Origin of the sequence: Pseudarthrobacter sp. lyk4-40-TYG-27 (genome assembly GCF_030209295.1) — a bacterium.
GTDB lineage: Bacteria > Actinomycetota > Actinomycetes > Actinomycetales > Micrococcaceae > Arthrobacter.
The window spans coordinates 146,121-170,642 of the sequence record NZ_JARVSH010000010.1 but is presented as its reverse complement, the minus strand read 5'-3'; the positions used below and the strand labels follow the sequence as shown (position 1 = coordinate 170,642).

24 protein-coding genes are annotated in these 24,522 nt (G+C 66.6%); 14 read left to right on the top strand and 10 right to left on the bottom strand.

Annotated features, from left to right (window positions below):
* Positions 1 to 97: 97 nt before the first annotated feature.
* The 3 genes from ccmD (at position 98) to QRM96_RS17955 (ending at position 3,067) form a co-directional block, all read left to right on the top strand.
* Positions 98 to 952, top strand: a complete 855-nt coding sequence (gene ccmD / locus QRM96_RS17965; protein ID WP_285320475.1) for a heme exporter protein CcmD — start codon at positions 98 to 100, stop codon at positions 950 to 952.
* 155 nt (positions 953 to 1,107) lie between these two features.
* Positions 1,108 to 2,052, top strand: coding sequence for a sigma-70 family RNA polymerase sigma factor (locus QRM96_RS17960; RefSeq protein WP_285320474.1), 945 nt, complete (start codon positions 1,108 to 1,110; stop codon positions 2,050 to 2,052).
* 109 nt (positions 2,053 to 2,161) lie between these two features.
* Positions 2,162 to 3,067, top strand: a complete 906-nt coding sequence (locus tag QRM96_RS17955; protein ID WP_018763053.1) for a spermidine synthase — start codon at positions 2,162 to 2,164, stop codon at positions 3,065 to 3,067.
* A gap of 1 nt (position 3,068) precedes the next feature.
* Here QRM96_RS17955 and QRM96_RS17950 read toward each other — a convergent pair whose 3' ends face one another.
* A complete protein-coding gene (locus QRM96_RS17950) occupies positions 3,069 to 3,965 on the bottom strand; it encodes a LysR family transcriptional regulator (protein WP_109045809.1) in 897 nt (298 codons plus the stop codon).
* 127 nt (positions 3,966 to 4,092) lie between these two features.
* Between QRM96_RS17950 and QRM96_RS17945 the strand changes: the two genes are divergently transcribed.
* The gene (locus QRM96_RS17945; protein WP_109045808.1) at positions 4,093 to 5,472 is read left to right on the top strand and encodes an MFS transporter; all 1,380 of its coding nucleotides are present in this window, start codon (positions 4,093 to 4,095) and stop codon (positions 5,470 to 5,472) included.
* Between the two features lie 46 nt (positions 5,473 to 5,518).
* On the top strand, positions 5,519 to 6,268 hold the full coding sequence (locus QRM96_RS17940; protein ID WP_285320473.1) for a 3-hydroxybutyrate dehydrogenase: 750 nt from the start codon (positions 5,519 to 5,521) through the stop codon (positions 6,266 to 6,268).
* 9 nt (positions 6,269 to 6,277) lie between these two features.
* On the opposite strand, the gene QRM96_RS17935 is transcribed toward QRM96_RS17940, so the two are convergent.
* On the bottom strand, positions 6,278 to 6,541 hold the full coding sequence (locus tag QRM96_RS17935) for a hypothetical protein (protein WP_285320472.1): 264 nt from the start codon (positions 6,539 to 6,541) through the stop codon (positions 6,278 to 6,280).
* A 214-nt stretch (positions 6,542 to 6,755) separates the two neighbouring features.
* Positions 6,756 to 7,133, bottom strand: coding sequence for a winged helix-turn-helix transcriptional regulator (locus tag QRM96_RS17930; RefSeq protein ID WP_109045806.1), 378 nt, complete (start codon positions 7,131 to 7,133; stop codon positions 6,756 to 6,758).
* Positions 7,134 to 7,253: 120 nt separating this feature from the next.
* Between QRM96_RS17930 and QRM96_RS17925 the strand changes: the two genes are divergently transcribed.
* On the top strand, positions 7,254 to 8,117 hold the full coding sequence (locus tag QRM96_RS17925) for an SDR family oxidoreductase (protein WP_285320471.1): 864 nt from the start codon (positions 7,254 to 7,256) through the stop codon (positions 8,115 to 8,117).
* An 81-nt stretch (positions 8,118 to 8,198) separates the two neighbouring features.
* Here QRM96_RS17925 and QRM96_RS17920 read toward each other — a convergent pair whose 3' ends face one another.
* Positions 8,199 to 9,689: an amino acid permease gene (locus tag QRM96_RS17920; RefSeq protein WP_285320470.1), complete on the bottom strand. Its 1,491-nt coding sequence runs from the start codon at positions 9,687 to 9,689 to the stop codon at positions 8,199 to 8,201.
* A 171-nt stretch (positions 9,690 to 9,860) separates the two neighbouring features.
* Between QRM96_RS17920 and QRM96_RS17915 the strand changes: the two genes are divergently transcribed.
* Positions 9,861 to 11,342 carry an HNH endonuclease signature motif containing protein gene (locus QRM96_RS17915; RefSeq protein WP_285320469.1) on the top strand — a complete coding sequence of 494 codons (1,482 nt, stop codon included), beginning with the start codon at positions 9,861 to 9,863 and terminating at the stop codon, positions 11,340 to 11,342.
* A 141-nt stretch (positions 11,343 to 11,483) separates the two neighbouring features.
* On the opposite strand, the gene QRM96_RS17910 is transcribed toward QRM96_RS17915, so the two are convergent.
* Positions 11,484 to 12,074 carry a DinB family protein gene (locus QRM96_RS17910; RefSeq protein ID WP_018763062.1) on the bottom strand — a complete coding sequence of 197 codons (591 nt, stop codon included), beginning with the start codon at positions 12,072 to 12,074 and terminating at the stop codon, positions 11,484 to 11,486.
* 173 nt (positions 12,075 to 12,247) lie between these two features.
* Here QRM96_RS17910 and QRM96_RS17905 point away from each other — a divergent pair, with 173 nt between their 5' ends.
* From QRM96_RS17905 to QRM96_RS17890, 4 genes are all read left to right on the top strand, one after another.
* Positions 12,248 to 13,117: an IclR family transcriptional regulator gene (locus tag QRM96_RS17905; protein WP_285320468.1), complete on the top strand. Its 870-nt coding sequence runs from the start codon at positions 12,248 to 12,250 to the stop codon at positions 13,115 to 13,117.
* Between the two features lie 240 nt (positions 13,118 to 13,357).
* On the top strand, positions 13,358 to 15,076 hold the full coding sequence (gene hutU / locus QRM96_RS17900; protein WP_133831160.1) for a urocanate hydratase: 1,719 nt from the start codon (positions 13,358 to 13,360) through the stop codon (positions 15,074 to 15,076).
* Between the two features lie 9 nt (positions 15,077 to 15,085).
* Complete coding sequence (gene hutH / locus QRM96_RS17895) at positions 15,086 to 16,678, top strand: histidine ammonia-lyase (RefSeq protein WP_109045824.1); 1,593 nt, start codon at positions 15,086 to 15,088, stop codon at positions 16,676 to 16,678.
* Positions 16,679 to 16,841: 163 nt separating this feature from the next.
* Complete coding sequence (locus QRM96_RS17890) at positions 16,842 to 17,087, top strand: hypothetical protein (RefSeq protein ID WP_018763066.1); 246 nt, start codon at positions 16,842 to 16,844, stop codon at positions 17,085 to 17,087.
* 112 nt (positions 17,088 to 17,199) lie between these two features.
* Here QRM96_RS17890 and QRM96_RS17885 read toward each other — a convergent pair whose 3' ends face one another.
* A complete protein-coding gene (locus tag QRM96_RS17885; RefSeq protein WP_018763067.1) occupies positions 17,200 to 17,460 on the bottom strand; it encodes a hypothetical protein in 261 nt (86 codons plus the stop codon).
* Between the two features lie 209 nt (positions 17,461 to 17,669).
* On the opposite strand from QRM96_RS17885, the gene QRM96_RS17880 reads away from it, so the two are divergent.
* The gene (locus QRM96_RS17880; protein WP_285320467.1) at positions 17,670 to 18,551 is read left to right on the top strand and encodes a fumarylacetoacetate hydrolase family protein; all 882 of its coding nucleotides are present in this window, start codon (positions 17,670 to 17,672) and stop codon (positions 18,549 to 18,551) included.
* A 2-nt stretch (positions 18,552 to 18,553) separates the two neighbouring features.
* Here QRM96_RS17880 and QRM96_RS17875 read toward each other — a convergent pair whose 3' ends face one another.
* The 4 genes from QRM96_RS17875 to QRM96_RS17860 are packed head-to-tail and all read right to left on the bottom strand — an operon-like array spanning position 18,554 to position 22,038.
* Positions 18,554 to 18,949, bottom strand: coding sequence for a universal stress protein (locus tag QRM96_RS17875; RefSeq protein ID WP_018763069.1), 396 nt, complete (start codon positions 18,947 to 18,949; stop codon positions 18,554 to 18,556).
* A 39-nt stretch (positions 18,950 to 18,988) separates the two neighbouring features.
* Positions 18,989 to 20,527, bottom strand: a complete 1,539-nt coding sequence (locus tag QRM96_RS17870; protein WP_109045826.1) for a tripartite tricarboxylate transporter permease — start codon at positions 20,525 to 20,527, stop codon at positions 18,989 to 18,991.
* Positions 20,528 to 21,031 (bottom strand): tripartite tricarboxylate transporter TctB family protein, encoded by a 504-nt coding sequence (locus tag QRM96_RS17865; protein ID WP_018763071.1) that lies wholly within the window; start codon positions 21,029 to 21,031, stop codon positions 20,528 to 20,530.
* Complete coding sequence (locus tag QRM96_RS17860; protein WP_018763072.1) at positions 21,028 to 22,038, bottom strand: Bug family tripartite tricarboxylate transporter substrate binding protein; 1,011 nt, start codon at positions 22,036 to 22,038, stop codon at positions 21,028 to 21,030. The genes QRM96_RS17865 and QRM96_RS17860 overlap by 4 nt, the downstream gene beginning before the upstream one ends.
* Before the next feature lie 241 nt (positions 22,039 to 22,279).
* Between QRM96_RS17860 and QRM96_RS17855 the strand changes: the two genes are divergently transcribed.
* Positions 22,280 to 23,860: a sensor histidine kinase gene (locus QRM96_RS17855; RefSeq protein ID WP_018763074.1), complete on the top strand. Its 1,581-nt coding sequence runs from the start codon at positions 22,280 to 22,282 to the stop codon at positions 23,858 to 23,860.
* Positions 23,857 to 24,522 carry a response regulator gene (locus tag QRM96_RS17850; RefSeq protein ID WP_018763075.1) on the top strand — a complete coding sequence of 222 codons (666 nt, stop codon included), beginning with the start codon at positions 23,857 to 23,859 and terminating at the stop codon, positions 24,520 to 24,522. Before QRM96_RS17855 ends, QRM96_RS17850 begins: the two co-directional genes overlap by 4 nt.

The window sequence follows — 24,522 nt, the reverse complement described above, 5'->3', positions numbered from 1 at the left end:
TACCCTTGCTAATTGGGTTCTAACCGTTCGAGTAAAAATGTCAGCCGGAATGGCTCTGGCCTGCCCGGTCACAACGAAGTGGGAAGTGGTGGGAAACGTGGATACAGCTCCATGGGTATGGGTAGTGGTTGCGGTTGTCGTCGTGGCACTGATTGTTGTGCTGCTCCTCTCCGGCGGACGGCGCCGCAAGGCGATGCAGGAGAAGCGGGACCAGGAGAATCGGGAAAAAGCGGCCGAGATCCGCCGCAAGGCTGAAAACATGGAACTCGACGCCCGCGAACGGGAAGCCAAGGCCATCCGTGCACGCGCCGACGCCGAGCAGGCCCAAGTGGACGCGGCCCGGCTGCGGCAGGAAGCCGAGGAACGCAGCCGGGAAGCGCAGTCCCTCCGCAGCGACGTTGCCGGCCATGCCCGCGAGGCGGACGAGTTGGATCCCGACGTCGGTCGTGACGGCACCCGCCGCGACGTACACGGGGCGGACCGGGACGGGCAGGCGCAGGCCGAGGCTTCCAACCATGGCGGCAATGCGGCCGACGTCGGGCACGACCGGGCTGTGCATCACCCGGCTGTGCATCGCGAAACCGGGCGCCATGGCATCGCGGGCAACGATCTGCCGCAGGCTGAGGCTGGGCACCGTGACGCTGTGGGCACCGACCTGCCGCACTCTGATGCAGGGCGCTATGGCAGCGCGGGCAACGACCTGCCGCAGGCTGAGGCTGGGCGCCGTGACGCTGCTGGCACCGACCTGCCGCACTCTGATACTCGGCACCGTGACTCTGTGGGCAGCGACGCTGCGGGCGGTGACGCGGAGTCCAGTGATGCGCGGCCCATCGACGCAGAGCGCCCTGATTCTCCGGCTGCGGATCCGCGGACTGAGGCCGGTTGGCGGATCAATATCAGCGACGCGGAGCGCGATGTGCGCGACGTGAAGAACCCGCACGCGGGCCTCTAGGCTGGATTGCTCCGGGTGGGGGCGGAGGGCGGTTCCTTCTTCCGTTCCCACGCCCGCGCGGGCGGACAAGGATTGTTTTATAAGCAGCCTTATGATTTCCTGCTTCTAAGTCTTGCCGCAGGCTTTCGGAACCAGACCGAGGGAAAACAGCACCCATGCCCGAATCCTTTGCCGCCTTGGCCGCTAACACCGTCCCGGCCCATCAACAGGCCGAAACATCTGATCCGCCATCTCCGCGGGCCGCCTCGGAGCGTTCGCAGGGGGCATTCGAAAATGACATGGTTTTGAGGTACCTGGATCTTGCCGAGGCCTTGGCCGCACGGTTTGAAGCACGCGGCAGGGAACGGGCGGACCTGAACCAGGTCGCCTACCTGGGACTGGTGAAAGCCGCCCGCGGATTCAACGAGGCCAAGGGTGACAGTTTCCCTGCCTATGCCGCGCCTACCATCACCGGTGAGCTCAAGAGGTACCTCCGCGACCGGACATGGGTGGTCCGCCCGCCACGCCAGGTCCAGGACTTGAGGACCCGCCTGTTCAGGGCGGAACCGGAACTCACCCAGTCCTTGGGCCGGATCCCCAGTGTGGCCGAATTGGCCGGAGAGCTGGGTGCGGATCCCGTGGACGTGTTGGAAGCCATGTCGGCCTCCAGCAGCATGCACCCCGATTCCCTCGACGCGGTGAGTCCGCACTCGGATGCCCCCTCCATTGGTGAAATGCTGGCCAGTCCTGAAACACCTCTGGAGAGGCTTGAGGAGCTCGCCGGCCTGCGCGCCGCCATGAAGGACCTGGCTGACGTGGATCGGGAACTGCTGTACCGCCGCTATTTCTGCGAGGAAACGCAGGTGCAGTTGGGCAAGCGGCTCGGTATGTCCCAAATGCAGGTTTCCCGACGCCTGGCGAAGGTGCTGACGGAATTGCAGCGCCGGCTGGAAGAAGGCGCCAGCGTGGACGGTCCGGTCGGGGACCGCAAGGCGAGGACGGAACGGGAAGCGCGGACGGCCCAGCCGGCCAACCAGGTGGTGCCGTTCCGGCGGCCCAGGAAGACCGGCCGTCCAGGCGTCGCGGGCAGGGGCCGCCTCGACTGCACAGGCACCAGTTGAACGGATCCGGCGTGGCCACGGGACAGCGTTCACGCCATGAGGCCCGCTGACCGGGGGGGTTCGATGGCTTCAACTAGGGTTGAACCATGAGTGAAGGCGGGCCCCAATAATGGCCAAACGCGGAAAGTCGGGAGGCCGGGGCCGGTCCGCAGGCGTGGTGGAGGTGCCCAAGGGCACGGCGCCGGACGGTCCGGTGGAGGGTGTCTACTACATTGACACCGGCGACTGCGAGCTGGTGGCGGACCAGGACAACTCCACGGGCTGGCTCCTGAAGATCAACGGCGTCATGAGCTCGCATATCGACCTCGCCGACCCCTTGTTCCTGGACTTTGAGTACATGCGGTGGATGGCGGCGCTCATTGAGTCCCGTTGGCCGCCGTCGGACGCATCGTCGGCTAAGCTCCGCGGCCTGCACCTGGGCGGCGGTGCGTGCTCCATGGCACGCTACTTCGCCGCCGCCTACCCCGATGCCCGGCAAGTGGTGGTGGAACTGGACGGCAAGCTGGCTGAATACGTGCGCGGCTGGTTCGACCTCCCGAAGGCGCCGCTGCTCCGCATCCGCGTGGGGGAGGCCCGGGCGGTGACCGAAACCCTCACGGAGCACACCAGGGACTTCATTATCCGCGATGTCTTTGCCGGGGCCTTTACCCCGCGGCCGCTTACCACCGCCGAATTCACCACCCACGCCAAGCGGGTCCTGGCGCCGGGCGGCTTGTTCGTGGCCAACTCGGGGGACGCCCCGGACCTCAAGAACGCGCGTGAGGACGCCGCCACCATCGCCGCTGCCTTCAAGCACACGGTGATCATCGCCGACCCTGCCATGCTGAAGGGCAGGCGCTACGGCAACATGGTGATGGCCGGCAGCGACGTCCCGTTCGGCGACGATCCCCAACTTCGGCGCCGGCTCCTTGGCGGCGCCGTCCCCGCCCATCTTTGGGACGATGCCCAGGTCCGGGCCTTCGCGGCCGGCGCGCTGGTCCGGCATGACGAGCCGGTTGAGCCAATCATCCGGTGACTTACCCGCGGCCCAGGAGCGCGCCGCGGTGCTCGGCCATCCGTTCCCGCAGGGCCTGCACGACGGCGGCCACCGCGGGGCGGCGGAGCGAGTCCGGGCGCAGCACCATCCAGTAGGGGAGCAGCTCACCGATTTCGCCGGGCAACAACCGGACCAGGTCGTCATGGAGATCGCCCATGAAGCATGGCAGGAAGCCGACCCCGGCACCTGCCCGGGTGGCCTCCACATGGACGAACACGTTAGTTGATGTCAGGCCCTCGCGCATGGCCGGCACCAGCCGCCGCGGCGCATCGAGATCGTCCACCTGGAGCATCGAATCCACGAAGTAGACCAAGGGATGCTCATTGAGTTCGGCCACGGTGGCCGGAGTTCCGTGCTCGGCGAGGTAGGTGCGGGAGGCGTACATTCCCAGCCGGTATTCGCCCAGCCGGATGGCCTCCGCACGGTGCACCTGCGGCTCGCCCACCACCACCTCGATGTCCAGCCCGGAGCGCTGCTGCAGTGCCCGCCGGGTCATGGTCACCACCTCAACACTCAGGCCGGGATGGTGCCGGCGCAGCCGCGCCACGGCGGGGGCTGCGATGTAGGCGCTGAAGCCGTCGGTCGCCGTCATGCGTACGACGCCGGTAATCGGGTCGGGTGCCTGGCCGGCCGGTCCCAGCGTGCCCAGCACCGCTTCGACCTGTTCGGCCACCTGCACGGCACGCTCGCCCAGCTCCGTGAGTTCCCAGCCGCCGGCGGCCCGGGACAGTACCCGGCCACCAAGCGCCTTCTCGAGCGCGGCGATCCTGCGCGAGACGGTGGTGTGGTTCAAGCCCAGGGCTTGGGCCGCCGTCGTGAATTTTGCCGAGCGGGACACCGCCAGGAGGACCAGCAGGTCGTCAGGATTGGCGTTCATATCTGCAATTGTGCACATGCCAGGTGCCTCTTTGGGCATTGAGCTGCAAAGTTTGTGCAGCAATACTCATCTGAGTCACTTGTGCTGGAGATCACAGCACGTGTCAATGTGGACACTGAGGAGAACCATGAGCGTTGAGCACAGCCAGGCAAACGAAGCCAGGTATGCACCCAAAGGAACCGGACTGAAGAAGATCGTTGCCGCCTCCATGGTGGGCACGGTGGTGGAATGGTACGAGTTCTTCTTGTACGCCACCGCCGCCACCCTGGTCTTTGGCAAGTACTTCTTTCCGTCCACCGGCAATGACCTGGACGGAATCATCCAAGCCTTCCTGACCTACGCGGTGGGCTTCATTGCCCGGCCGCTGGGTGGCATCGTCTTCGGCCAGATCGGCGACAAGCTCGGCCGCAAGCCCACGCTGCAGTTGACCATCGTCATCATCGGCGTGTCCACCTTCCTGATGGGCTGCCTCCCCGGCTTCGCCGACATCGGATATTTGGCTCCAGCCCTGCTGGTGGCGCTGCGGTTCATCCAGGGCTTCGCGCTCGGCGGTGAATGGGGCGGTGCCGTCCTGCTGGTGGCTGAACACAGCCCGAACAAGACCCGCGCCTTCTGGTCCAGCTGGCCCCAGGCGGCCGTCCCCGTGGGCAACCTGCTGGCCACCCTGGTCCTCTACATCATGTCCACCACCCTCAGCAGCGAGGCCTTCCTCGGCTGGGGCTGGCGCGTGGCCTTCTGGCTCTCCGCGGTGATCGTGTTCGTGGGCTACTACATCCGCACCAACGTCAGCGAATCACCCATCTTCCTCGAAGCCAAGGAACTGGTGGAGAAGGAACAGGCCGTCAGCTACGGCGTGTTCGAGGTTGTCCGCAAGTACCCCAAGGGCATCTTCCAGGCCATGGGCCTGCGGTTCGCCGAAAACATCATGTACTACCTGGTGGTCAGCTTCGCGATCGTCTACCTCAAGAGCGTGCACAAGTACGACACCTCTTCGCTGCTGCTGGCACTGCTGATCGCACACGTCATCCACTTCGCGATCATCCCGCAGTACGGCCGCCTGGCGGACCGGATCGGACGCAAACCCGTGTACCTGGCCGGCGCCATCCTCGGTGCCACCTGGCCGTTCTTCGCTTTCCCCATGTTCGATACCCGCAACGCCGTGGTCATCGTCCTCGCCGTCACCATCGGCCTGTGCCTGCACGGCCTGATGTACGCCGGACAGCCTGCCATCATGGCCGAAATGTTCCCCACCCGCATGCGGTACTCCGGTGCATCCCTCGGCTCGCAGGTAACGTCGATCTTCGCCGGCTCGCTGGCGCCGCTCCTGGCCACCCAGTGGCTGAAGGACACCGGCTCGTGGGTGCCGACGGCCATCTACCTGCTCGTCGCCTGTGCCATCACCGCGGTGGCCGTGCTGAGCCTGAAGGAAACCAAGGGCATCGCCCTGGAGGACGTGGACAAGGAAGACGCCACCCGCGAAGGACTGCTCCCAGCCGGCCAACGCTAGGCTGCCGGAGCCGTTGGACCGTTTGGGCGCATGAAGGAGAACTGCAATGGATAACACGTTGAATGGACGCAAGGCACTGGTCACCGGCGGTGCCAGCGGAATCGGTGCCGCCTGCGTGCGCGCACTCGCGGCCCAGGGCGCGAAAGTGGTGGTGGCCGACGTCGACTCCGCCGCAGCTGCCAGGCTCGCCGACGAGGTGGGCGGCACCGCCTGGGCCGTGGACCTCCTGGACGTGGACGCCCTGGCCACCCTCAGCCTGGATGTGGACATCCTGGTGAACAACGCGGGAATCCAGCGCATCAGCCCCATTGAGGACTTTGATCCGGCGGACTTCCGCAGGATCATCAGCCTGATGCTGGAGGCGCCGTTCCTGCTGGTCCGGGCCGCCCTGCCGCACATGTACGCCAACCGCTTTGGCCGCATCATCAACGTGTCGTCGGTGCACGGTATCCGTGCTTCCCCGTTCAAGAGCGCGTACGTATCCGCCAAGCACGGCCTCGAGGGCTTGAGCAAGGTGACGGCGCTGGAGGGCGGGGAGCACGGTGTTACCTCCAACTGCGTGAACCCGGGCTACGTCCGCACGCCCCTGGTGGAGAAGCAGATCGCGGACCAAGCCCAGGTGCACGGGATCGACGAGTCTGAGGTCCTGGCCAGGGTGATGCTCACCGAATCGGCCATCAAACGCTTGGTGGAACCGGAGGAAGTGGCGTCCCTGGTTGCGTGGCTGGCCTCCGACAGTGCCGCTATGGTCACGGGGGCCAGCTACACCATGGACGGCGGCTGGTCTGCCCGGTAGGTTACCCCGCTAGTCCATCGGTTTGACCACGCGGTGATCGTAGAAGAAGACGCCATGGGTGGTCTTCAGCCCCACTGACCGGCGATCATGCCATACGACGACCCCTTCGCGCCTGCCGCTGAAGGGGTCGTCGCCAATCACGGTGTCGCCCACCCGGTAGGGGCATCGTGGGCTGACGGCCCCCTTGGCCCGGCGCCATACTGTCACCAGGGCATCGCGCAGGCTGACGGGCCGGCCCATGCCGGAAAGGTCCCGTACGTAGCCCTTGGCCATGTGAGCCTCCCCTTCAGGCGGCAGCCGGCCGCCTGCTAACGGTGTTGGTCGGCGGAACGCTCCCAGCGGAGGATGGTCCTCCCATTCCGGCCGGCACCGTACGCCTACGCTATGCGCTATTCACATCAGCAACACCAGTAACAAGTACTTGTTTTGTCCAGTGGAACTACTTGCCTGTTGGGTGCGGTACATCCCCCAGCGGTCCGGCGGAGCATCAGCGGCTGCTGTTAATGATGTCCTCCGCGTTCTCGAAGGCCCACGCCACCAGGGGCACCAGCAGCCCGCTCAGCTCGTAGCCACGCTCGGTGAGGCTGTAGTCCACCCGGGGTGGAATGACCGGTTGGGCATTCCTGCTGACAAGGCCGTCCCGCTCGAGGGTCTTCAGGGTCTGGGCCAGCATCTTCTCGCTGATGCCCTCGGCCCGGCGCCGCAAATCACTCCATCGCTGCTCGCCTTCGGACAGGGCGATCAGGATCAGCACTCCCCACTTGCTGGTGATGTGGTCCAGCAGGGTCCTGCTGGGGCATCCGGCGGGGAACACGCCGTCGGCGAAGGCGAGGGGCAGCGGTGCGGCCTGCGGAACAGCTTCCATGTCACTAGCTTACCTAAAGGTCAGTACCTTACTTCAAAGTGCGTACTCTCTTTGAGGAAGTATTCTCCATGGCTCGCGGTTGTGCCCTTCGACAGATCAAATTCCTCGAAAGGATCCATCGTGAGCATTGTTGTTACAGGCGCCACCGGACAGCTGGGCCAGCATGTCATCGAAGCCCTTCTTGAACGTGGGGTGCCCGCAGCCGGAATTGTGGCCGCCGGACGTTCCGTGGAAAAGCTGGCCGGCTTCGCCGCGCGCGGAGTCAACGTCAAGGCCATGGACTACGCCGACGCAGGCTCAGTTGCCGCCGCGCTCAAGGGGGCAACCCGGGTGCTGCTCATCTCCGGCAGCGAAGTGGGCCAGCGCGTCGAACAGCACCGCACCGTCATCGAAGCAGCCCGGGCCGAAGGCGTGGAACTGCTGGCCTACACCAGCATCGCCAACGCGGACACCACCGGCATGCTGCTGGCCGGGGAGCACAAGGCCACGGAGGCCCTGCTGCGGGAGTCAGGTGTTCCCTTCGCCTTGCTCCGCAATGGCTGGTACCTGGAAAACTACACGGAGCAGTTGCCCGGTACCCTCGCCCAGGGTGCGGTCGCAGGCAGCGCCGGGGACGGCAAAGTCAGTGGCGCTGCACGGGTGGACTACGCCCACGCCGCCGCCGCGGTCCTGGTGGCCGAGGACCAGGCCGGCAAGGTGTACGAGCTGGGCGGAGATGAAGCCTTCAGCATGGCGGACCTCGCTGCTGAGATCAGCGCCGCCACTGGCAAGGCCATCACCTACAACGACCTCCCCGCCAAGGACTACGCCGGCCTGCTCACCTCCGTGGGGGTGCCGGAGGATTTCGCCGAGGTCCTGGCGGACTCGGATCTCGGCATCGCCCGCGGTGACCTCCTGGTCAGCACCGGAGACCTCCGGCGCCTCATTGGACGCCCGACGACGTCCCTCGCCCAGGCCGTCCGGTCCGCCGCGGCTGCGGCGTAAGGCAGCGGAAGACAGTACGGCGCCGGACGGCGACAGGTGCCCGGCCCCGGCGGGGCCGGGCACCTGTCGCCGATGACGGGCCTACCCGCTGTGGCGGGCGGTCCCGACCACGGGCAGCGGCGAGGTTTCGTCCTCAAGGTGGGCTCGGCGTCGTCCGTCACCTCTCACCCACAGCCGGTATGCCAGGACCAGCAGGCCCAGCCAGGCGGCGCCCACGTAGAGGGCCACCCGGGTGTCCTCGAAAGCGCCCAGGATGGCGATCACCAGCGCCATGAAGGCAATGGTGAGGACTGACGCGGCCGGCCACCACGGTGAGGGGAATTCCGACGCCGGCAGGCCCTTCCGGGCGATTTCCAGCTTCATTGCCACGTGGGAGGCCAGGATCATCACCCACACCCACACCGTGGCGAAGGTGGCGACCGAGGCGATGACCAGGAACACGTCCTCCGGGATGACCGCGTTGAGGACCACGCCCACCAGCAGGATCCCGGCCATCATGACCACCGTCATCCAAGGGACGCCGTGGCGGGAGACTTTGCCGAACGCCGCCGGTGCGTGGCCCTGATTGGAGAGTCCGAAGAGGATGCGCCCGGCGCCAAAGATATCGCTGTTGATCGCGGAGAGCGCGGCGGTGATCACCACGGCGTTGAGGATGTGGGGCGCCGCGGGAATACCCAGGCCGCTGAAGATCTGGACGAAGGGGCTGCCGTCACTGCCCACCTGGTCCCACGGGAAAAGGCTCATCAGGACGCCCAGCGTCAGGACGTAGAAGAGCAGTACGCGGACCGGGACGGTGTTGACGGCCTTGGGGATGACCTTCTTGGGGTCGGCCGCTTCACCGGCGGTGATGCCAAGGGTCTCGATCCCGCCGAAGGCGAACATCACCACGGCAAAGGATGCCACCAGGCCTTCGAAGCCGTTCGGGAACAGTCCGCCGTGGTCAACGAGGTTGCCAAGGCCCGGTGCCACGGTTGAACCGGCGGCCTGGAACCCGAACGTGATGATCGCGGCACCGCCTGCAATCATGGCGATGATGGCGGCGACCTTGATCAGCGAGAACCAGAATTCGAGTTCGCCGAAGACCTTGACGCTGAGCAGGTTCAACGCCGCCAGGAAGCAGATGACGGCAAGGACCCAGATCCAGCGGTCCACCTGCGGGAACCAGAACCCCATGTAGATACTGAAGGCAGTGACGTCGGCGATGGCCACGATGGCCATCTCGAACACGTACGTCCAGCCGGTCACGAAGCCGGCGAGGGGCCCAAGGTACCGGCCGGCGTATTGGCTGAAGGAACCGGACACAGGGTGCCTCACCGCCATCTCGCCGAGGGCGCGCATCACCATGAACACGGCGGCGCCGCCGATGATGTAGGCGAGCAGGACGGCTGGTCCGGCTTTCTGGATGGCGGAAGCGGAGCCGTAGAAGAGGCCCGTGCCGATCGCCGATCCCAGGGCCATGAAGCGGATGTGCCGCACGTTCAAGCCGCGGTTGAGGACGTGTCCGACGACGGCAGCCGGCTTGTGCGTTTCCGCCGCGGTTTCGGTCCGGGTTGGGGTTGAAGCTGGTTGCATGCAAATACCTTCTCGTCATTGGGAGGGGAGCCGCTAACCAGCAGACCATTTTCGCAGGCATCGTGATGAGGCTCACGGCTGGTTGCTGTCTTCGGTTCCAGACTGTCCGGGAGGTGATCAGTCGAAACCTGGCCGGGTTTGAATGTCGTACCCCCTTGCCATAGTTGGGTCATGGGGAAAGCGGCGGCGGTGAGGGCATTCGAGGAGATCAAGGCTGCCCTTGCCGCGCTGGACACCGAGGTGGACAGAGCTGGACGCGGATCGGTTGCCGCCACGAAGGAGTGTGCTGACCCGTTGGCCACCCTTGTTGATGGGTGCCTCGACATCCTGGCGGGCGTCAGGGCCGTGGAGGCCATGATCGCAGGGCTGAAAGCGAAGGCCGCGGTCGCTTATGCGGAAAGTGCTTCTGCTGTTGCGGGGCCCGACGTGCCGGTGCAGGCCCATGAGATGGCGGTCGCGGCGGAAGTTGGCTGCGTCCTGGCGGTTGGACCGAGGGCGGCATCGACATTCCTGGCTACCTCGCACGCCGTTGTTACCTCGTTGCCGCGGACCCTTGCGGGGCTGCAGGCAGGGACCCTGTCCTGGGGCCACGCGGTGGTGATGGCGGATGAGACGGCGAGCCTGGATGTGAACGGGGCTGCGGCGTTGGAGGCGCATTTCCTGGACCCGGATGCCCCCGATCCGGCGCGGGGCTGTCCCCCCGGGGAGATGCCGGCGCACCGGTTCAGGGTGAAGGCCCGCACGTGGCGGGAGCGTCACCATGCCGGGAGTATCGAAGCCCGTCACTCCAAGGGAGTGGCAGAACGGCGGGTGGAGTACAGGCCGGACCGGGACGGCATGGCCTGGCTGTCCGCATACCTGCCCGCCGGCCAAGCCTCGGCAGTCTGGGACCGGCTCACCTCCGAGGCTCGCAGCATGCAGGGTACTGAGGAAGGTCGCACGCTATCCCAGTTGCGGGCTGACAACTACGCCTCGTCGCTGCTGGCTACCTTCCCCGCAGGCAGCGGGGGATGCCAGGCCGCTGAGCGCCCTTTCTCCGGGATCCGCGCTCAGGTGCTGGTCACTGTCCCGGTGTTCTCGCTGATGGGCTTCACCGATGAACCGGCGGTCCTGGACGGGTACGGTCCCATTCCGCCGTCGATGGCACGGGCCCTGGTGGCCGAGGGGGCGGGGTCGTTCTACCGGGTGCTGGTGGATCCGAGGGACGGTGCACCGCTGGAAATCGGGCGGACCAGCTATCGGCTGACCAAGGCCATGCGGGCTTGGCTGCGGATGCGGGACGGAAAATGCCCGTTTCCCGGGTGCAGCAACCATTCCCTCGACAACGACGCCGACCATCTCCTCAGCTGGGCCAAGGGCGGTGCCACCGGGATCAGCAACCTCGGTCAGCCCTGCCCCAAACACCACAGGCTCCGGCATACCACGGCCTGGAAACCCACGACTGCCGGCAAAAACAAACCACCCGGCTGGATTTCACCCTCCGGTCGTCGCTACAGCAGCGAGCACCAGGACTGGGAACCACCCCACTGGCCAACCCATTGTCCGCCCTCACAGGGAACGTCGTTGGCGCGGGCGGGAACCATCGATATAGTGCGCCACCACGGATCTCCCTGGGAAAACGCGTTGTCCCGCTACCTCGAGGCTCCACCCTGACCAGGCTGGAACCGGCCCCGTGCCTTGCCTCCTCCGAGATCAGTGTGCTCCTCCGTGACCGCAGATTCGGGACCCGTTGCGGTCAGACCCTGCACTTTTCGGGCGCTTCCTCTTCAATACCCTGTGCTCTTCACGCTGGCATCAATTCCGCCAGGTACCGGCTGCGTCCCGCGCTGCACCTTCGATTTCGGCGCGGTGCGCCGCCCACTCTTCGGGTGTCCTGGACGTCAGGTTCGGGTCCCCTGGACGCTGGCCCACGGTCGCGTCAATCAGTTCACGGAGTATGTCCGCGTGGCCCAGATGGTGGGCACGTTCAGCAACCATATGGACGAGAATCTGCTGCAGGGTAACCTGGCGGCGCTCCTCCGGCCACCACGGCACGGAGCCTGGAGCGTCGAGCGGCAGAGCCTCGATGGTCGCGTCGCTGTGCGTTCCTGCGAAGCGGTGGAGTTCGACGATGTCTTCGAATGACTCGCCAGCCGTTACCCACATGTCTGCGTCCGGGCGGCCGCCGTCCTCGAGCCACGGCAGGTGGCGCCCACTGGGCCGGCCGAAGACCACGCCGAAGTAGTCCAACTCCACGCTGGCAACGTGTTTGACCAGTCCCAACAGGTTGGTGCCCGTTGGCGTGAGGGGCCGGCGCATGTCGTAATCGCCCAGTCCGTCCAGCTTGCCCAACAGGTTGTCCCGCCGGATCCGGAGGTACGTGTGCAGGGTTTCTTTCCCGTCCATGGTCCGGACTCTACCGAAACGTGGATGATTCGGCACCGTAAGCTGCGCTGGGCAGGCCAGCGTCTGGTATACCGGACACATTGAATTGCGGCGGTGCCGTAAGCGGAAAGGGCAGCCGTCACACTGAAGTACGGGATACCGGACAGAGCTAGCCAGAAAGACCATTTGAGCCCATGAGCACTGCACTAAGCGCCGCATCACGGGGCGCCGAAAGACCGGGCGCCGAAACACGAGCCGAAGCCCACGCGCCCCGCGCTGCGGTCAAAGCATCCTCAAAAGTCCCTGCTGCGGAAAATACCCTCCGCATCCTCAAGTTGCTGGCCTCCCGGCGCGGGCCAATGGCGGCCTCCCAGATCGCCTCCAGCCTGAACCTTCCCCGGTCGAGTGTTTACCACTTGCTGGGCGTCATGGAGGCGAACGGCTTCGTCCTCCATTTGCATGAGGAGCAACGCTACGGGCTGGGCATCAGCGCCTTCGAACTCAGTTCCGCCTATTCACGGCAGGAACCTTTGTCGCGGCTGGGCCGCCCCCTCCTCGCGAGCCTCGTGGATGCCATCGGTGAGAGCGCCCACCTGGCAGTGCTGCACGGCCGCGATGTCCTGTACATCGTGGAGGAACGGGCCAAGAACCGTCCGTCGCTGGTGACCGACGTCGGCGTCCGCCTTCCCAGCCACCTCACCGCCAGCGGGCGCGCCATCCTTGCCGCGCTGCCCAAATCGCAAGTACGCGCGCTCTACCCGAACGCCGCCGCCTTCACCGCCCGGCATGAGGTGGTGGGGGCCATCATGAAATACTCCGCGTTGTCCTCGCACCTGGACCAGGTCCGCCAGCGGGGGTACGCCACCGAACACGGAGAGGTTACGCCGGGTTTCGGCTCCATTGCCGCTGCCGTGACAGACCACTTGGGATGGCCAACTGCGGCCGTGGCAGTGACCTTCCTCGAGGACAAGCTGCCTGCGCAGGAGTGGCCGGTCCTGGCCGCCCGCGTCCGGAAGGTGGCTGACGAACTGTCGGTCCGGCTCCACGGCCGGCCCGGCAAGTAGTCCAGCCTGCTGCCGCCCGGCAGGCCGGCCAGGCAGCCGCCGCCCGGCAATCCCCAGGCGTTCCCGGGGCCCCGGAGCGCCCCTGTTTGTTCCGCTCCGCAAACCCTTGCAACTGGATGCCGCGCATGTCTGGAATACCGGACAGTACCCCATCAAAACCCCTGTGAAGCCCGTCCGCCAAGGGCTTTAGTTGATACAGAACTTCTTTCCTCCAACAGACACCACCCGAAGGAGCCCACCATGGCACCCGCCGATTTCACCACCGGTGCCCGCCCGGTCAAAGCAGCCCGCGGCACCGAGCTCACCGCAAAGTCATGGCAGACCGAAGCGCCGCTGCGCATGCTCATGAACAACCTGGACCCCGAGGTCGCCGAGCGCCCGGACGACCTGGTGGTCTACGGCGGCACCGGCCGCGCCGTCCGCTCCTGGGCCGCGTTCGACGCCATCACCCGCACGCTGGAAACCATGGAAAAGGATGAGACCCTCCTGGTCCAGTCCGGCAAGCCGGTCGGCGTCTTCCGCACCCACGAATGGGCCCCGCGAGTGCTGCTGGCCAACTCCAACCTCGTCGGCGACTGGGCCAACTGGCCCGAGTTCCGCCGGCTCGAGGCCGAGGGCCTGATGATGTACGGCCAGATGACCGCCGGGTCCTGGATCTACATCGGCACCCAAGGCATCCTGCAGGGCACCTTCGAAACGTTCGCCGCGATTGCCCGCAAGCTCACCGGGGACGAAAACGGAACTCTCGCCGGCACGCTGACCCTCACCGGCGGCTGCGGCGGCATGGGTGGCGCCCAGCCGCTCGCCGTCACCCTGAACGACGGCGCCTGCCTGATTGTCGACGTCGACGAAACCCGCCTGCGCCGGCGGGCCGGCAAGCGCTACCTCGACGAGGTCGAAACCGACCTCGATATCGCCATCGCCAAGGTCCTCAAGGCCAAGGAGGAACGCCGCGGCTGGTCCGTGGGCTATGTTGGCAACGCCGCCGAGGTTTTCCCCGAGATCCTGCGCCGCCACAAGGCTGGCGAGCTCACCGTCGATATCGTCACCGACCAGACCTCCGCGCACGATCCCCTGAGCTACCTGCCCGAAGGAATCACGGTCGAGGAATGGCACCGCGAGGCAGCCGCGGACCCGGAAGGCTTCACCAAGAAGGCCCAGGCCTCCATGGCCCGCCACGTCCAGGCCATGGTCGAATTCCAGGACGCCGGCGCCGAGGTCTTTGACTACGGCAACTCCATCCGTGATGAGGCCCGCAAGGGCGGCTACGCGCGGGCCTTCGAGTTCCCCGGCTTCGTTCCGGCCTATATCCGGCCCCTGTTCTGCGAGGGCCTGGGCCCGTTCCGCTGGGTGGCCCTCTCGGGCGACCCTGAGGACATCCGCGTTACGGACGAGGCCATCAAGGAACTCTTCCCCGAGAACAAGCACCTGCACCGCTGGATCGACGCCGCCCAGGAGCGGGTGGAATTCGAGGGCCTCCCCGCCCGCATCTGCTGGCTCGGCTACGGCGAACGCGCCAAGGCCGGCCTGCTGTTCAACCAGCTGGTCAAGGAGGGCAAGGTCAAGGCGCCCATCGTGATCGGCCGCGACCACCTGGATTCCGGCTCCGTTGCCTCCCCGTACCGCGAGACCGAGGCCATGGCTGACGGCTCGGACGCGATCGCGGACTGGCCGCTGTTGAACGCCCTGCTCAACACTGCCTCCGGAGCCACCTGGGTGTCACTGCACCACGGCGGCGGAGTGGGCATCGGCCGCTCCATCCACGCCGGGCAGGTGTCCGTTGCCGACGGCACCGACCTCGCAGCCGAAAAGCTTGAGCGCCTCCTCACCAACGATCCCGGCATGGGCGTGATCCGCCACGCCGACGCCGGCTACGAACGAGCCCTTGACGTCGCCAAGGAACGCGGCGTCCGAATCCCCATGCAAGAGTCCGCCGACTCCGCAGCAGCAACGAACTAGGACTATCCGATGACCCTAACGACCCACTCACCGCTGACCGTCACCCTCGGCTCCAACGGCGTCACTGCCCAGGACGTGCTCGCCGTCGCCCGCCATGACGCCAAAGTGGCCATCGCTCCGGATGCCCTGGAGGCCGTGGCCCAGGTCCGCGCCCACATCGACAGCCTCGCGTCCAGCGACATCCCGGCTTACGGGATCTCCACAGGCTTCGGTGCCCTGGCCAACCGCCACATCCCCAATGACCTGCGCACCCAACTGCAGAAGTCCCTGATCCGCAGCCACGCCGCCGGCATGGGCCCGGCCGTGGAACGCGAAGTGGTCCGCGGCATCATGTTCCTGCGCGCCAAGACCCTCGCCTCCGGCCGAACCGGCGTCCGCCCCGTGGTGCTGCAAACCATGGTGGACGTGCTGAACGCCGGGATCACCCCGGTGGTCCGCGAGTTCGGCTCGCTCGGCTGCTCCGGCGACCTCGCTCCGCTGTCCCACTGCGCCCTGGTGCTGATGGGTGAAGGCGAAGCGGAAGGGCCCGACGGCGTCACATACGGCGGGCGGGGAGAGCGGACTGTCGCCGAGCTGCTTGCAGACCACGGCATCGAGCCGGTCACCCTGGCCGAGAAGGAAGGGCTGGCGCTGGTCAACGGCACCGAGGGCATGCTGGGCATGCTCCTGATGGCCATTGCCGACCTCCGCCAGCTGCTGGCGACGGCGGACATTACCGCCGCGCTCAGCGTTGAGGCGCTGCTGGGCACCGACCAGGTGTTCGTTCCCGAACTGCACGCCGCGCTGCGCCCGCATCCCGGCCAGGCTGCCAGTGCCGACAACATGCTGCGCGTGCTCTCGGACTCGCCGATTGTCGCGTCCCACAAGGAGGGTGACTCCCGTGTGCAGGATGCCTACTCGCTGCGCTGCGCCCCGCAGGTTGCCGGTGCCGTCCGTGACACCGTCGATCATGCGGAACTCGTGGCAACCCGCGAACTGGCCGCGGCTATCGACAACCCGGTGGTCCTGCCCGACGGCCGCGTGAGCTCAAACGGCAATTTCCACGGCGCCCCGGTGGCTTATGTCCTGGACTACCTTGCCATTGCCGTCGCGGACCTCAGCTCCATCGCCGAACGCCGGACCGACCGGATGCTTGATCCCGCCCGTTCGCACGGCCTTCCCGCGTTCCTGGCCTCCGATCCCGGCGTGGACTCGGGGCTGATGATTGCCCAGTACACCCAGGCAGGCCTGGTGTCGGACAACAAGCGGCTGGCTGTGCCGGCGTCGGTGGATTCCATTCCAAGCTCCGCCATGCAGGAGGACCACGTCTCCATGGGCTGGCACGCGGCGCGGAAGCTGCGCAAGGCAGTGGAGAACCTCCGGCGGGTCCTGGCCATCGAGCTGGTGACGTCTGCGCGGGCCTTGGATATCCGCACGCAGCTTTCCGGTGGGGAGCTCACGCCGGGCCCGGCGGGCACCGCCGTCGTGGCCGCCCTTCGCGCCGTGGTGGAGGGCCCGGGGACGGACCGTTTCCTGTCTCCGGAACTGGAGGCGGCGGACCGGCTGGTTGCCTCCGGGGAAGTGCGACGGGCGGCCGAATCCGCCGTCGGCTTCCTGGCCTGAAAACCGAAGGATCTTCAGTACCTGCTGCACTCCGGTCCGAAGTGCGGAATATCCGGCGACACTGCCAGTAGCGGGGTCCGGAGTGTAGTAGAACTGATGGTGTAGCGAAAGTCACATCAACGACGCTGTGGCAGCAGAACAATACAAAGGGGTAGAAGTTCACATGAAAGCACGTGGGGCAGTCCTGTCCAGGCGCAACGCCCATTCCGCCGCGGTATCCAACTGGAAGGCCCTCAAGGCCGGGGACCGCGTCGAAATCATCAAGCATGCGCATGTGGTGGCAGCCGGGGAAGTGGAAGAGGTGTCGCAGAGCGGCAACGTCCTCTGGCTGGTGCCGGCCGGACCGTCAGACCTGTCGGAAAAGCAGCTCTTCCTTAAGTCCGACGGCGTCCAGGTCCGCCTCGCCTGAAGGCCGCACCCGCTAGACAAAAGAATCCCCGCAGCGCCTTACGGCACTGCGGGGATTCTTTCTTTGGCTCCAAGCGTTCGTCCGGTGGCCCGGGGGCCGCGCAGCCGGGAAATCAGGCCGCGACGGATTCGTAGGTCTCGCCAAAGGGGACGGATTCGTCCAGGGCCACCGTGTAGCGTCCCGGATGCAGCCTGGTCACCAGGATGCCGCAGGCGGCGTCCTTCGCTGCCACCTCAATCAACTCGGCTACCGCCTCTTCCAGCCCGGAGTGGACCTCGCTGGCGCTGGAGAACTCGAGGCTGATGGACCGGAGTTCCGGGCCTTCGGCGGTTTTGGCAGCGGCGGGGACGCGCTCCAAAGTGCTTGTGATCATGTACTGAACTTTCTGTGTTTCGTGCCGGGTGGCTCCGCTATTCTAACGATCAGTATCCATATATGTCAGATGACTGCCCTCCTGAACCACTGGAGAGGCAGTCACAAAGCGTTCGTTCCGCGGCGCCGGACGGAATCAACGACCATGGAAGCGGGCACCGCCAGGGCCCCATCCAGCAGTCCCGCCCCCACACCTTGAGGAGATTCGGTATGAAGATCATGCGCCTGGGCAACAGCGGCAGCGAACAGCCCGCAGTGCTCGTTCCCTCAGCGGACGGCACCGGCCGGTACTTCAGCCTGCTGCCCCTGACGGATGACGTCGACGGCGGGTTCCTCGCTGCCGGCGGCCTGGACAAGGTCCGGAAAGCCTTGGCCGCAGGTGACCTGCCGGTCCTTGAGGGTGCGGAAGCGCTGCGGGTCGGACCGCCAGTGGCCAGGTCCGGCTCAGTGGTGGGCATCGGGATGAACTATGCCGCCCACGCGGCCGAGTCGGGAGCCGAACCGCCCACGGTTCCGGTGGTCTTCCTCAAGCCAAGCAATACGGTCGCCGGCCCCTTCGACCCGGCCCCGATCCCTCCGCATTCCGCAAAGTACGACTGGGAGGTGGAGCTGGGCATCGTGATCGGCAGGGAGGCCTGCTACCTGGGCTCCCCGGAAGAAGCAGCCGCGTGTATCGCCGGCTACGTCACGGCCAACGACCTCTCCGAACGGGAATACCAGTTGCCGGGAGCCGCGGGCCAGTGGACCAAAGGCAAGTCGCTTCCCGGGTCAACGCCCCTTGGCCCGTGGCTGGTTCCGGCCGAGGATATCGACGGCGGCAACCTCCCGCTGCGCAGTTGGGTCAATGGTGAACCACGCCAGGACTCCTCGACCTCAGAGCTCATCTTTGACGCAGCCACCCTGGTCCATCATTGCAGCCAGTACATGCGGCTGGAACCAGGCGACGTGATCCTCACCGGGACGCCGCAGGGTGTTGCCCTCAGCGGCCGTTTCCCCTACCTCCAGCCGGGCGACGTGGTGGAGGTGGAAGTGGCAGGCCTGGGCCGCCAGCGCCAGGAGTTGTTCCGGGCCTCGGCGGCCGCAACGGCCTAGGTTTACCGGCCCGCTTTTACGGCCAGCACAGGGCAGTCCGCCTCCAGCAGGATGCGCTGGGACGTGCTGCCCATGATCAGCTTGCCCACCGGCGTGCGGCGGCGCAGGCCGATCACGATCAGGTCGGCGTTGTGCTCCTCCGCGGCGTCCAGCACCTCGGCTGCGGCATCATGGCCGCGGACGGGCCGTTTGATCAGGTACTCGATGCCCTGGCCGGCCAGCCGCTGCTCGATGTCCTGGATGTCGCCTTCTTGCGCAAACCGGCTGTCCACTGCCGCTTCACCCTTGGAGGAGTTGATCAGCACCAAGGTGCTGTTGGCCTTTCGGGCCTCGGTGATGGCCTGCGTCAGGGCAGCTTCGCCCTCCGGGGTCGGGACGTATCCCACAACGACGGTCATGTTGTTTCCTGTTCTGCTGGGCGTGGGTGGGGGAGCTGTTCAGTCACTGTAGTCCGCTGCGCCCGAATTGGCTGGAACCAGGGGCTTGTGCGCCGGACGGTTCCGGCGGAACAGCTTGTAGGCAAACGGCCAGAGCAGGATGATGCCGATAATCACGTAGATGCCGACCGCGATCGGCTCGCTGAGGAGACCCGCGGGGTCGCCCGCACTCAGCTGCAGGGTCTTGCGGAGCTGCCCTTCAATGCGAGGGCCCAGGATCACGCCAAGGATCAGCGGCAGGACGGGAAGCCCGAAGCGCCGCATCATGAAGCCGAGTGCGCCCAGGACCAGCAGGATCACCAGGTCGAACGCCTGCAGGTTCACCGAGTAGGCGCCCAGCGTGGCGAAGAACAGAATGCCGGCATACAGGTAGGGGCGGGGCAGCTGCAGGAGTTTCGCCCACATCGGTGCCAGCGGCAGGTTGATCAGCAGGAGCAGCAGGTTGCCAATGAAGAGGCTGGCGATCAGCGCCCACACAAGGGGCCCTTGGCTTTCGAAGAGCTGCGGGCCCGGCTGGATGCCATAGGACGTGAAGGCGGCGAGCATGACGGCAGCGGTGGCGTTGGTGGGCAGGCCCAGGGCCAGCATGGGGGTCAGGGTGCCGGCGGCCGCCGCGTTGTTGGCTGCTTCCGGGCCGGCAACGCCCTCGATAGCACCCTTGCCGAACTCTTCGGGGTGTTTACTGAGGCGCTTTTCGGTGACGTAGGAGAGGAAGGTCGGGATCTCGGCGCCGCCTGCCGGCAGTGCGCCGAACGGGAAGCCAAAGGCAGTCCCGCGCAGCCAGGGCTTCCATGAGCGCTTCCAGTCGGACTTGCCCATCCAGGGCTGGCCCACGGGAATGGCATGCAGGGGGGTGCGGCGCAGGTGCGCGGCCACCCAGAGGGCCTCTCCCACGGCGAAGATGGCCACGGCCACCACCACGATGTCCAGGCCGTCGGCCAGGAGCGGCTGGCCGAAGGTGAGTCGCCGCTGGCCGGTCACGGAGTCCATGCCCACCAGGCCAATGGCCAGGCCGAGGCCCAGGGAAGCAAAACCGCGCAGGCGGGACGAACCGAGTACGGCCGTGACCGCCAACAGCGCCAAGACCATGATGGCGAAGTAGCTGGGTGCACCAAGGCTCACGGCGAACTTCACCACGATCGGCGCGCAGACGGCCAGCAGCGCCGTGCCGATGGTGCCGGCGACGAACGAGCCGATGGCCGCCGTCGCAAGCGCCTGCGCCGCCCTGCCCGCCTTGGCCATCTTGTTGCCCTCGATGGCGGTGACCACGGAGGACGATTCGCCGGGGGTGTTGAGGAGGATCGAGGTGGTGGAACCGCCGTACATGCCGCCGTAGTAGATGCCGGCGAACATGATGAAGGCGCTGGTGGGTTCCAGGGCGTATGTGACGGGAAGCAGCAGGGCAACGGTCATGGCCGGGCCCAGGCCGGGGAGGACACCGACGGCGGTGCCCAGGACGACGCCGATGACGGCGTACAGGAAATTCATGGGGGTCAGGGCGGTGGCGAAGCCGTCCATCAGGGAGGACCAGACGTCCATTTAGAGGATTCCTTCCAGGAGGCCGGCCGGCAGCGCGATGCCCAGGCCGAGGTAGAAGCCGTAGAAGGTCAACAGGGACAGGGCCACGGAGATCAGGCCGTCCCGGACGTAGCGGCGGCTGCCGAGGGCCAGCACGCTGCCCCAGAACAGGACCGTTCCGGAGATCACCCAGCCGGCCCAGTCGATCAGCAGGATGTTCAGGATGAAGGCGCCGGCCAGCGGCAGGACGGTCTTCCAGTCGGCGGGGTGCGTGAGGTCGACATCCTCGCCGCCCTCAGCCTCGCCCTTGCCGCCGCGCAGGACGTTGACGGCCAGCAGCACGGCGCAGACCACCAGCATTCCGGCCACGATGAACGGAACGGTTTTGGGGCCTACCGGGTCGGACTTCGAATATGGGGTGACCAGGCCGTTGGCATCCAGGAAGACCAGGACGCCGGCCGCCCCGAGCAGGAGTGCAACTCCCAGCTCGGAGCGGCCTTTGAGGCCTGTGGTCAGGGAGGTCACGCCAACCCAAGCTTGGTGAGGACGTCCGCCACCCGCTTGTCCTGCTCGGTGAGGAAGGTCTTGAACTGGTCACCGGTGATGAAGGCATCGGTCCAGCTGTGGGTCTTGAGCGCTTCCTTCCAACCGGCCGTGCCGTGCATCTTTTCGAGGGCTGCGATCAGCGATGCCTTGTCCTTGTCGCTGATTCCCGGAGGGGCCACCACGCCGCGCCAGTTGGTGAACACCAGGTCGATGTTGGATTCCTTGAGCGTGGGTGAGTCCACGCCGTCCAGGCGCTTCTCGCCGCTGGTGGCCAGGACCCGGACCTCGCCGGATTCGATCTGCTTGAGGTACTCGCCGGCACCGGAGGCGGCGAAGCCGAGCTTGTTGCCGAGGATTGCGGGCAGGAGGTCGCCGCCGCCGTCGTAGGCAACGTAGTTGACCTTGGTGGCGTCGATGCCCACGGCCCCTGCCAGCTGCATGGGCAGCAGGTGGTCGGGGCCGCCGGGCGAGGAGCCGCCGCCCACGGCGATGGAGCCGGGATCGGCTTTCCAGGCCTTCACCAGGTCATCGATGGTCTTGTACGGGGAGTCCTTGCTGACCATGATGGCGCCGGGCTCTTCGATCAGCCGGGCCAGCGGGGTGGTGTCGGTCAGCTTGGACTCTGACTTGTTGGTGTAGCTGGCGCCCACCACACCCAGGCCCATGAGCATGGCAAGATCGCCGTTGCCCTTCTCGTTGACCACGCGGGCCAGGCCCACTGTGCCGCCGGCCCCGGCGAGGTTGAAGACTTCGGTGTTGGTGGAGATCTTCTCGTCGTCGAGGACCTTCGCGGCGGCGCGGGCGGTGGTGTCGTAACCGCCGCCGGGGGTGTTGGGGACCATGATCTGCAGGCCGGTGATGGGTCCGGCGGCGGCGCCGGAGCTTTCCGAACCGGTGGAGCTCTTGCTGGTGGCACCGCAACCGGTGGCCATCAGGGCGATGCCGGCGGCAACGGCGGCAATTCGCAATGCGCGGATCTGGCGCATGTGTTCCTCTTCTCTCGAACAAATCTTGATCGGCGCCGGCTGCCTTGCAGTTCCGGTGCCTTGTGGTTCCGATGCTAGGGGCGGCCGTGACGGCGATCACTCTTGTGTACGCAGAGAAAGTTGTGTTCATTGCGTTCACGTTTCCAAACCCCCACGACGGCCCGGCCGCGGGCTTTGGGATATAGTTCCCGGGTATCGCCCCCGGAACACCAGGAAGACCATTGTGACTCGACGACGAGGAATGTCCCTTGCGGGGCAGTACCTTCTGCTGCAGTTGCTCATTGTCCTGGCGGTGCTGGTGGGCGTGGTGGCCATTTCCCTGGCCCAGTCCGCGGCGGCCTTCGAACGGACCGAGGGCAGGCGTGCCCTGTCGGCGGCGGAAGCGCTCGGCGGCAACCCGGTGGTGCGTGAGCTGCTTCCGGACACAGAGCCGCGTGGCGGTGCCGTGCTTCCCGCGGTGGCGGAGTCCGTGCGCATTGTCTCGGGCTCGTCCCGGGTGGCGCTGGCGAAACTGGACCGTACCGTGGTGGCATCCTCGGATCCCAGCCTGCTGGGCCGGCCGCTGGAGCTCGGCGCGAGCCGGGTGATGGAAGGCCGGGCCTGGACAGGAGTGGTGGGCGGCACGCCCGCACCGCTCCTGTCCGCCCATGTTCCGGTCCTGGACGATTCCGGCCGCATGATCGGGATCGCCTCCATCAGCCGCAACTATCCCACCGTCCTGGAACGGCTGGGCGACGCCGTCCCCAATCTCCTTACCTACCTTGGGGTTGCCAGTGTCCTGGGCATCGCCGGGTCCCTCCTGCTGTCGCGCAGGGTCAAGCGGCAGACCCTCGGCATGGAACCCAGCGAAATCACCAGCCTGGTGGAAAACCGGGAAGCCATGCTGCACGGCCTCAAGGAGGGCGTGGTGGCCCTCGACCTGCACGAACGGATCACAGTGGCCAACCACAGTGCACGGGCGCTGCTGGGCCTCCCCCCGGATTGCGTGGGCAAGCGGGTGTCCGGCCTGGCTGTCGAGCCGGCCCTCAAGCAAGTCCTCACCCAGGACCAGCCCGGACCGGACCAGCTGGTGCTCGTCGGGGACCGCCTGGTGGTGATGAACCGGGTGCCCATCCGGTCCCGCGGCAAGGTGATCGGATCGGTGGCCACGCTCCGCGACCGGACGGAACTCTCTGAACTTGAGCAGGAGCTGGGCGCCACCCGCACCGCCACGGACACCCTTCGGGCCCAGGCCCATGAGTTCGCCAACCAGCTCCATGTCATTTCCGGCCTGATCCAGATCGGCGAGTACGAGTCCGTGGTCCAGTTCGTCAACGGCGCCACGGTGGACCGGACCCGGCTCAACGACGAGGTGACCGGCCGGATTGCCGATCCCGCGCTCGCCGCCCTGCTGATCGCCAAATCCAGCCTGGCCGCCGAGCGTGGCGTGGCACTGCAGCTGGACCCGGGTTCAGGGCTGGACAAGGTGGATGACGCGCTGTCCCGGGACCTCACCACGGTGGTGGGGAACCTCGTCGACAACGCGTTCGACGCCGTCACCGGGCTTCCACAGGCAGCCGTCACGGTGCTGGTGGAGGGCAGAGCCGGGGAGGACGTGGTGGTCACAGTCCGGGATAACGGGCCCGGCGTCCCGGGCGGCTCGGCCGACCACATTTTCCGCCAGGGCTTTACCACCAAAGAACCAGGGCCGGCGGGCAGCCGCGGCTTTGGCCTGGCGATGTCCCGGGTTGTCTGCCGCCGCGGCGGCGGGGACCTGACGGTGGCCAATGACCACGGGGCGGTCTTTAGGGCCGTGCTGAAACGAGGGAGTACCCAGGCATGATCAAAGTCCTGATCGTCGACGACGACTTCATGGTGGCCAAAGTGCATGCCGGATTCATTCAGCGCACGCCCGGCTTCACCGTGGTGGGGGCGGCCCACACCGGGGCACAGGCAGTTGCCGAGACCCAACGGCTCCGGCCCGACCTGGTGTTGCTGGACATCCACCTGCCCGACGTCAACGGCCTGGACCTCATGCACCGGCTGCGCAGCGTGGCCCCCGAACTGGACGTCCTCGTGATCAGTGCCGCCCGCGAGGTCGAAACGGTACGGAAGGCGCTCCGGGGCGGCATCGTGCATTACCTGATCAAGCCGTTTTCCCAGTCGGACCTGCAGGAGCGGCTGGAACATTACCGCAGCGCGTACCAGGGCCTGGATGCCGCCAAGGACGTGGCCGAGCAATCGGACGTCAACCGGGTATTCGGCCTGGACCGCGGCGAACGGCCGCTGCCCAAGGGGTGCAGCATCGAGACCCTGAAACTGGTGGAGGCCGCCCTCAACGCTGCCGCCGGCGACGTGTCCGCCGCGGAGGTTGCCCAGGAGCTCGGAACGTCCCGCGTCAGTGCCCGCCGCTACCTGGAATACCTGCATGACGCAGGCGCCCTGGACGTACGGCTCAAGTACGGCGTGGGGCGGCCGGAACGGCGTTATGTCTTGAAGGCGTGA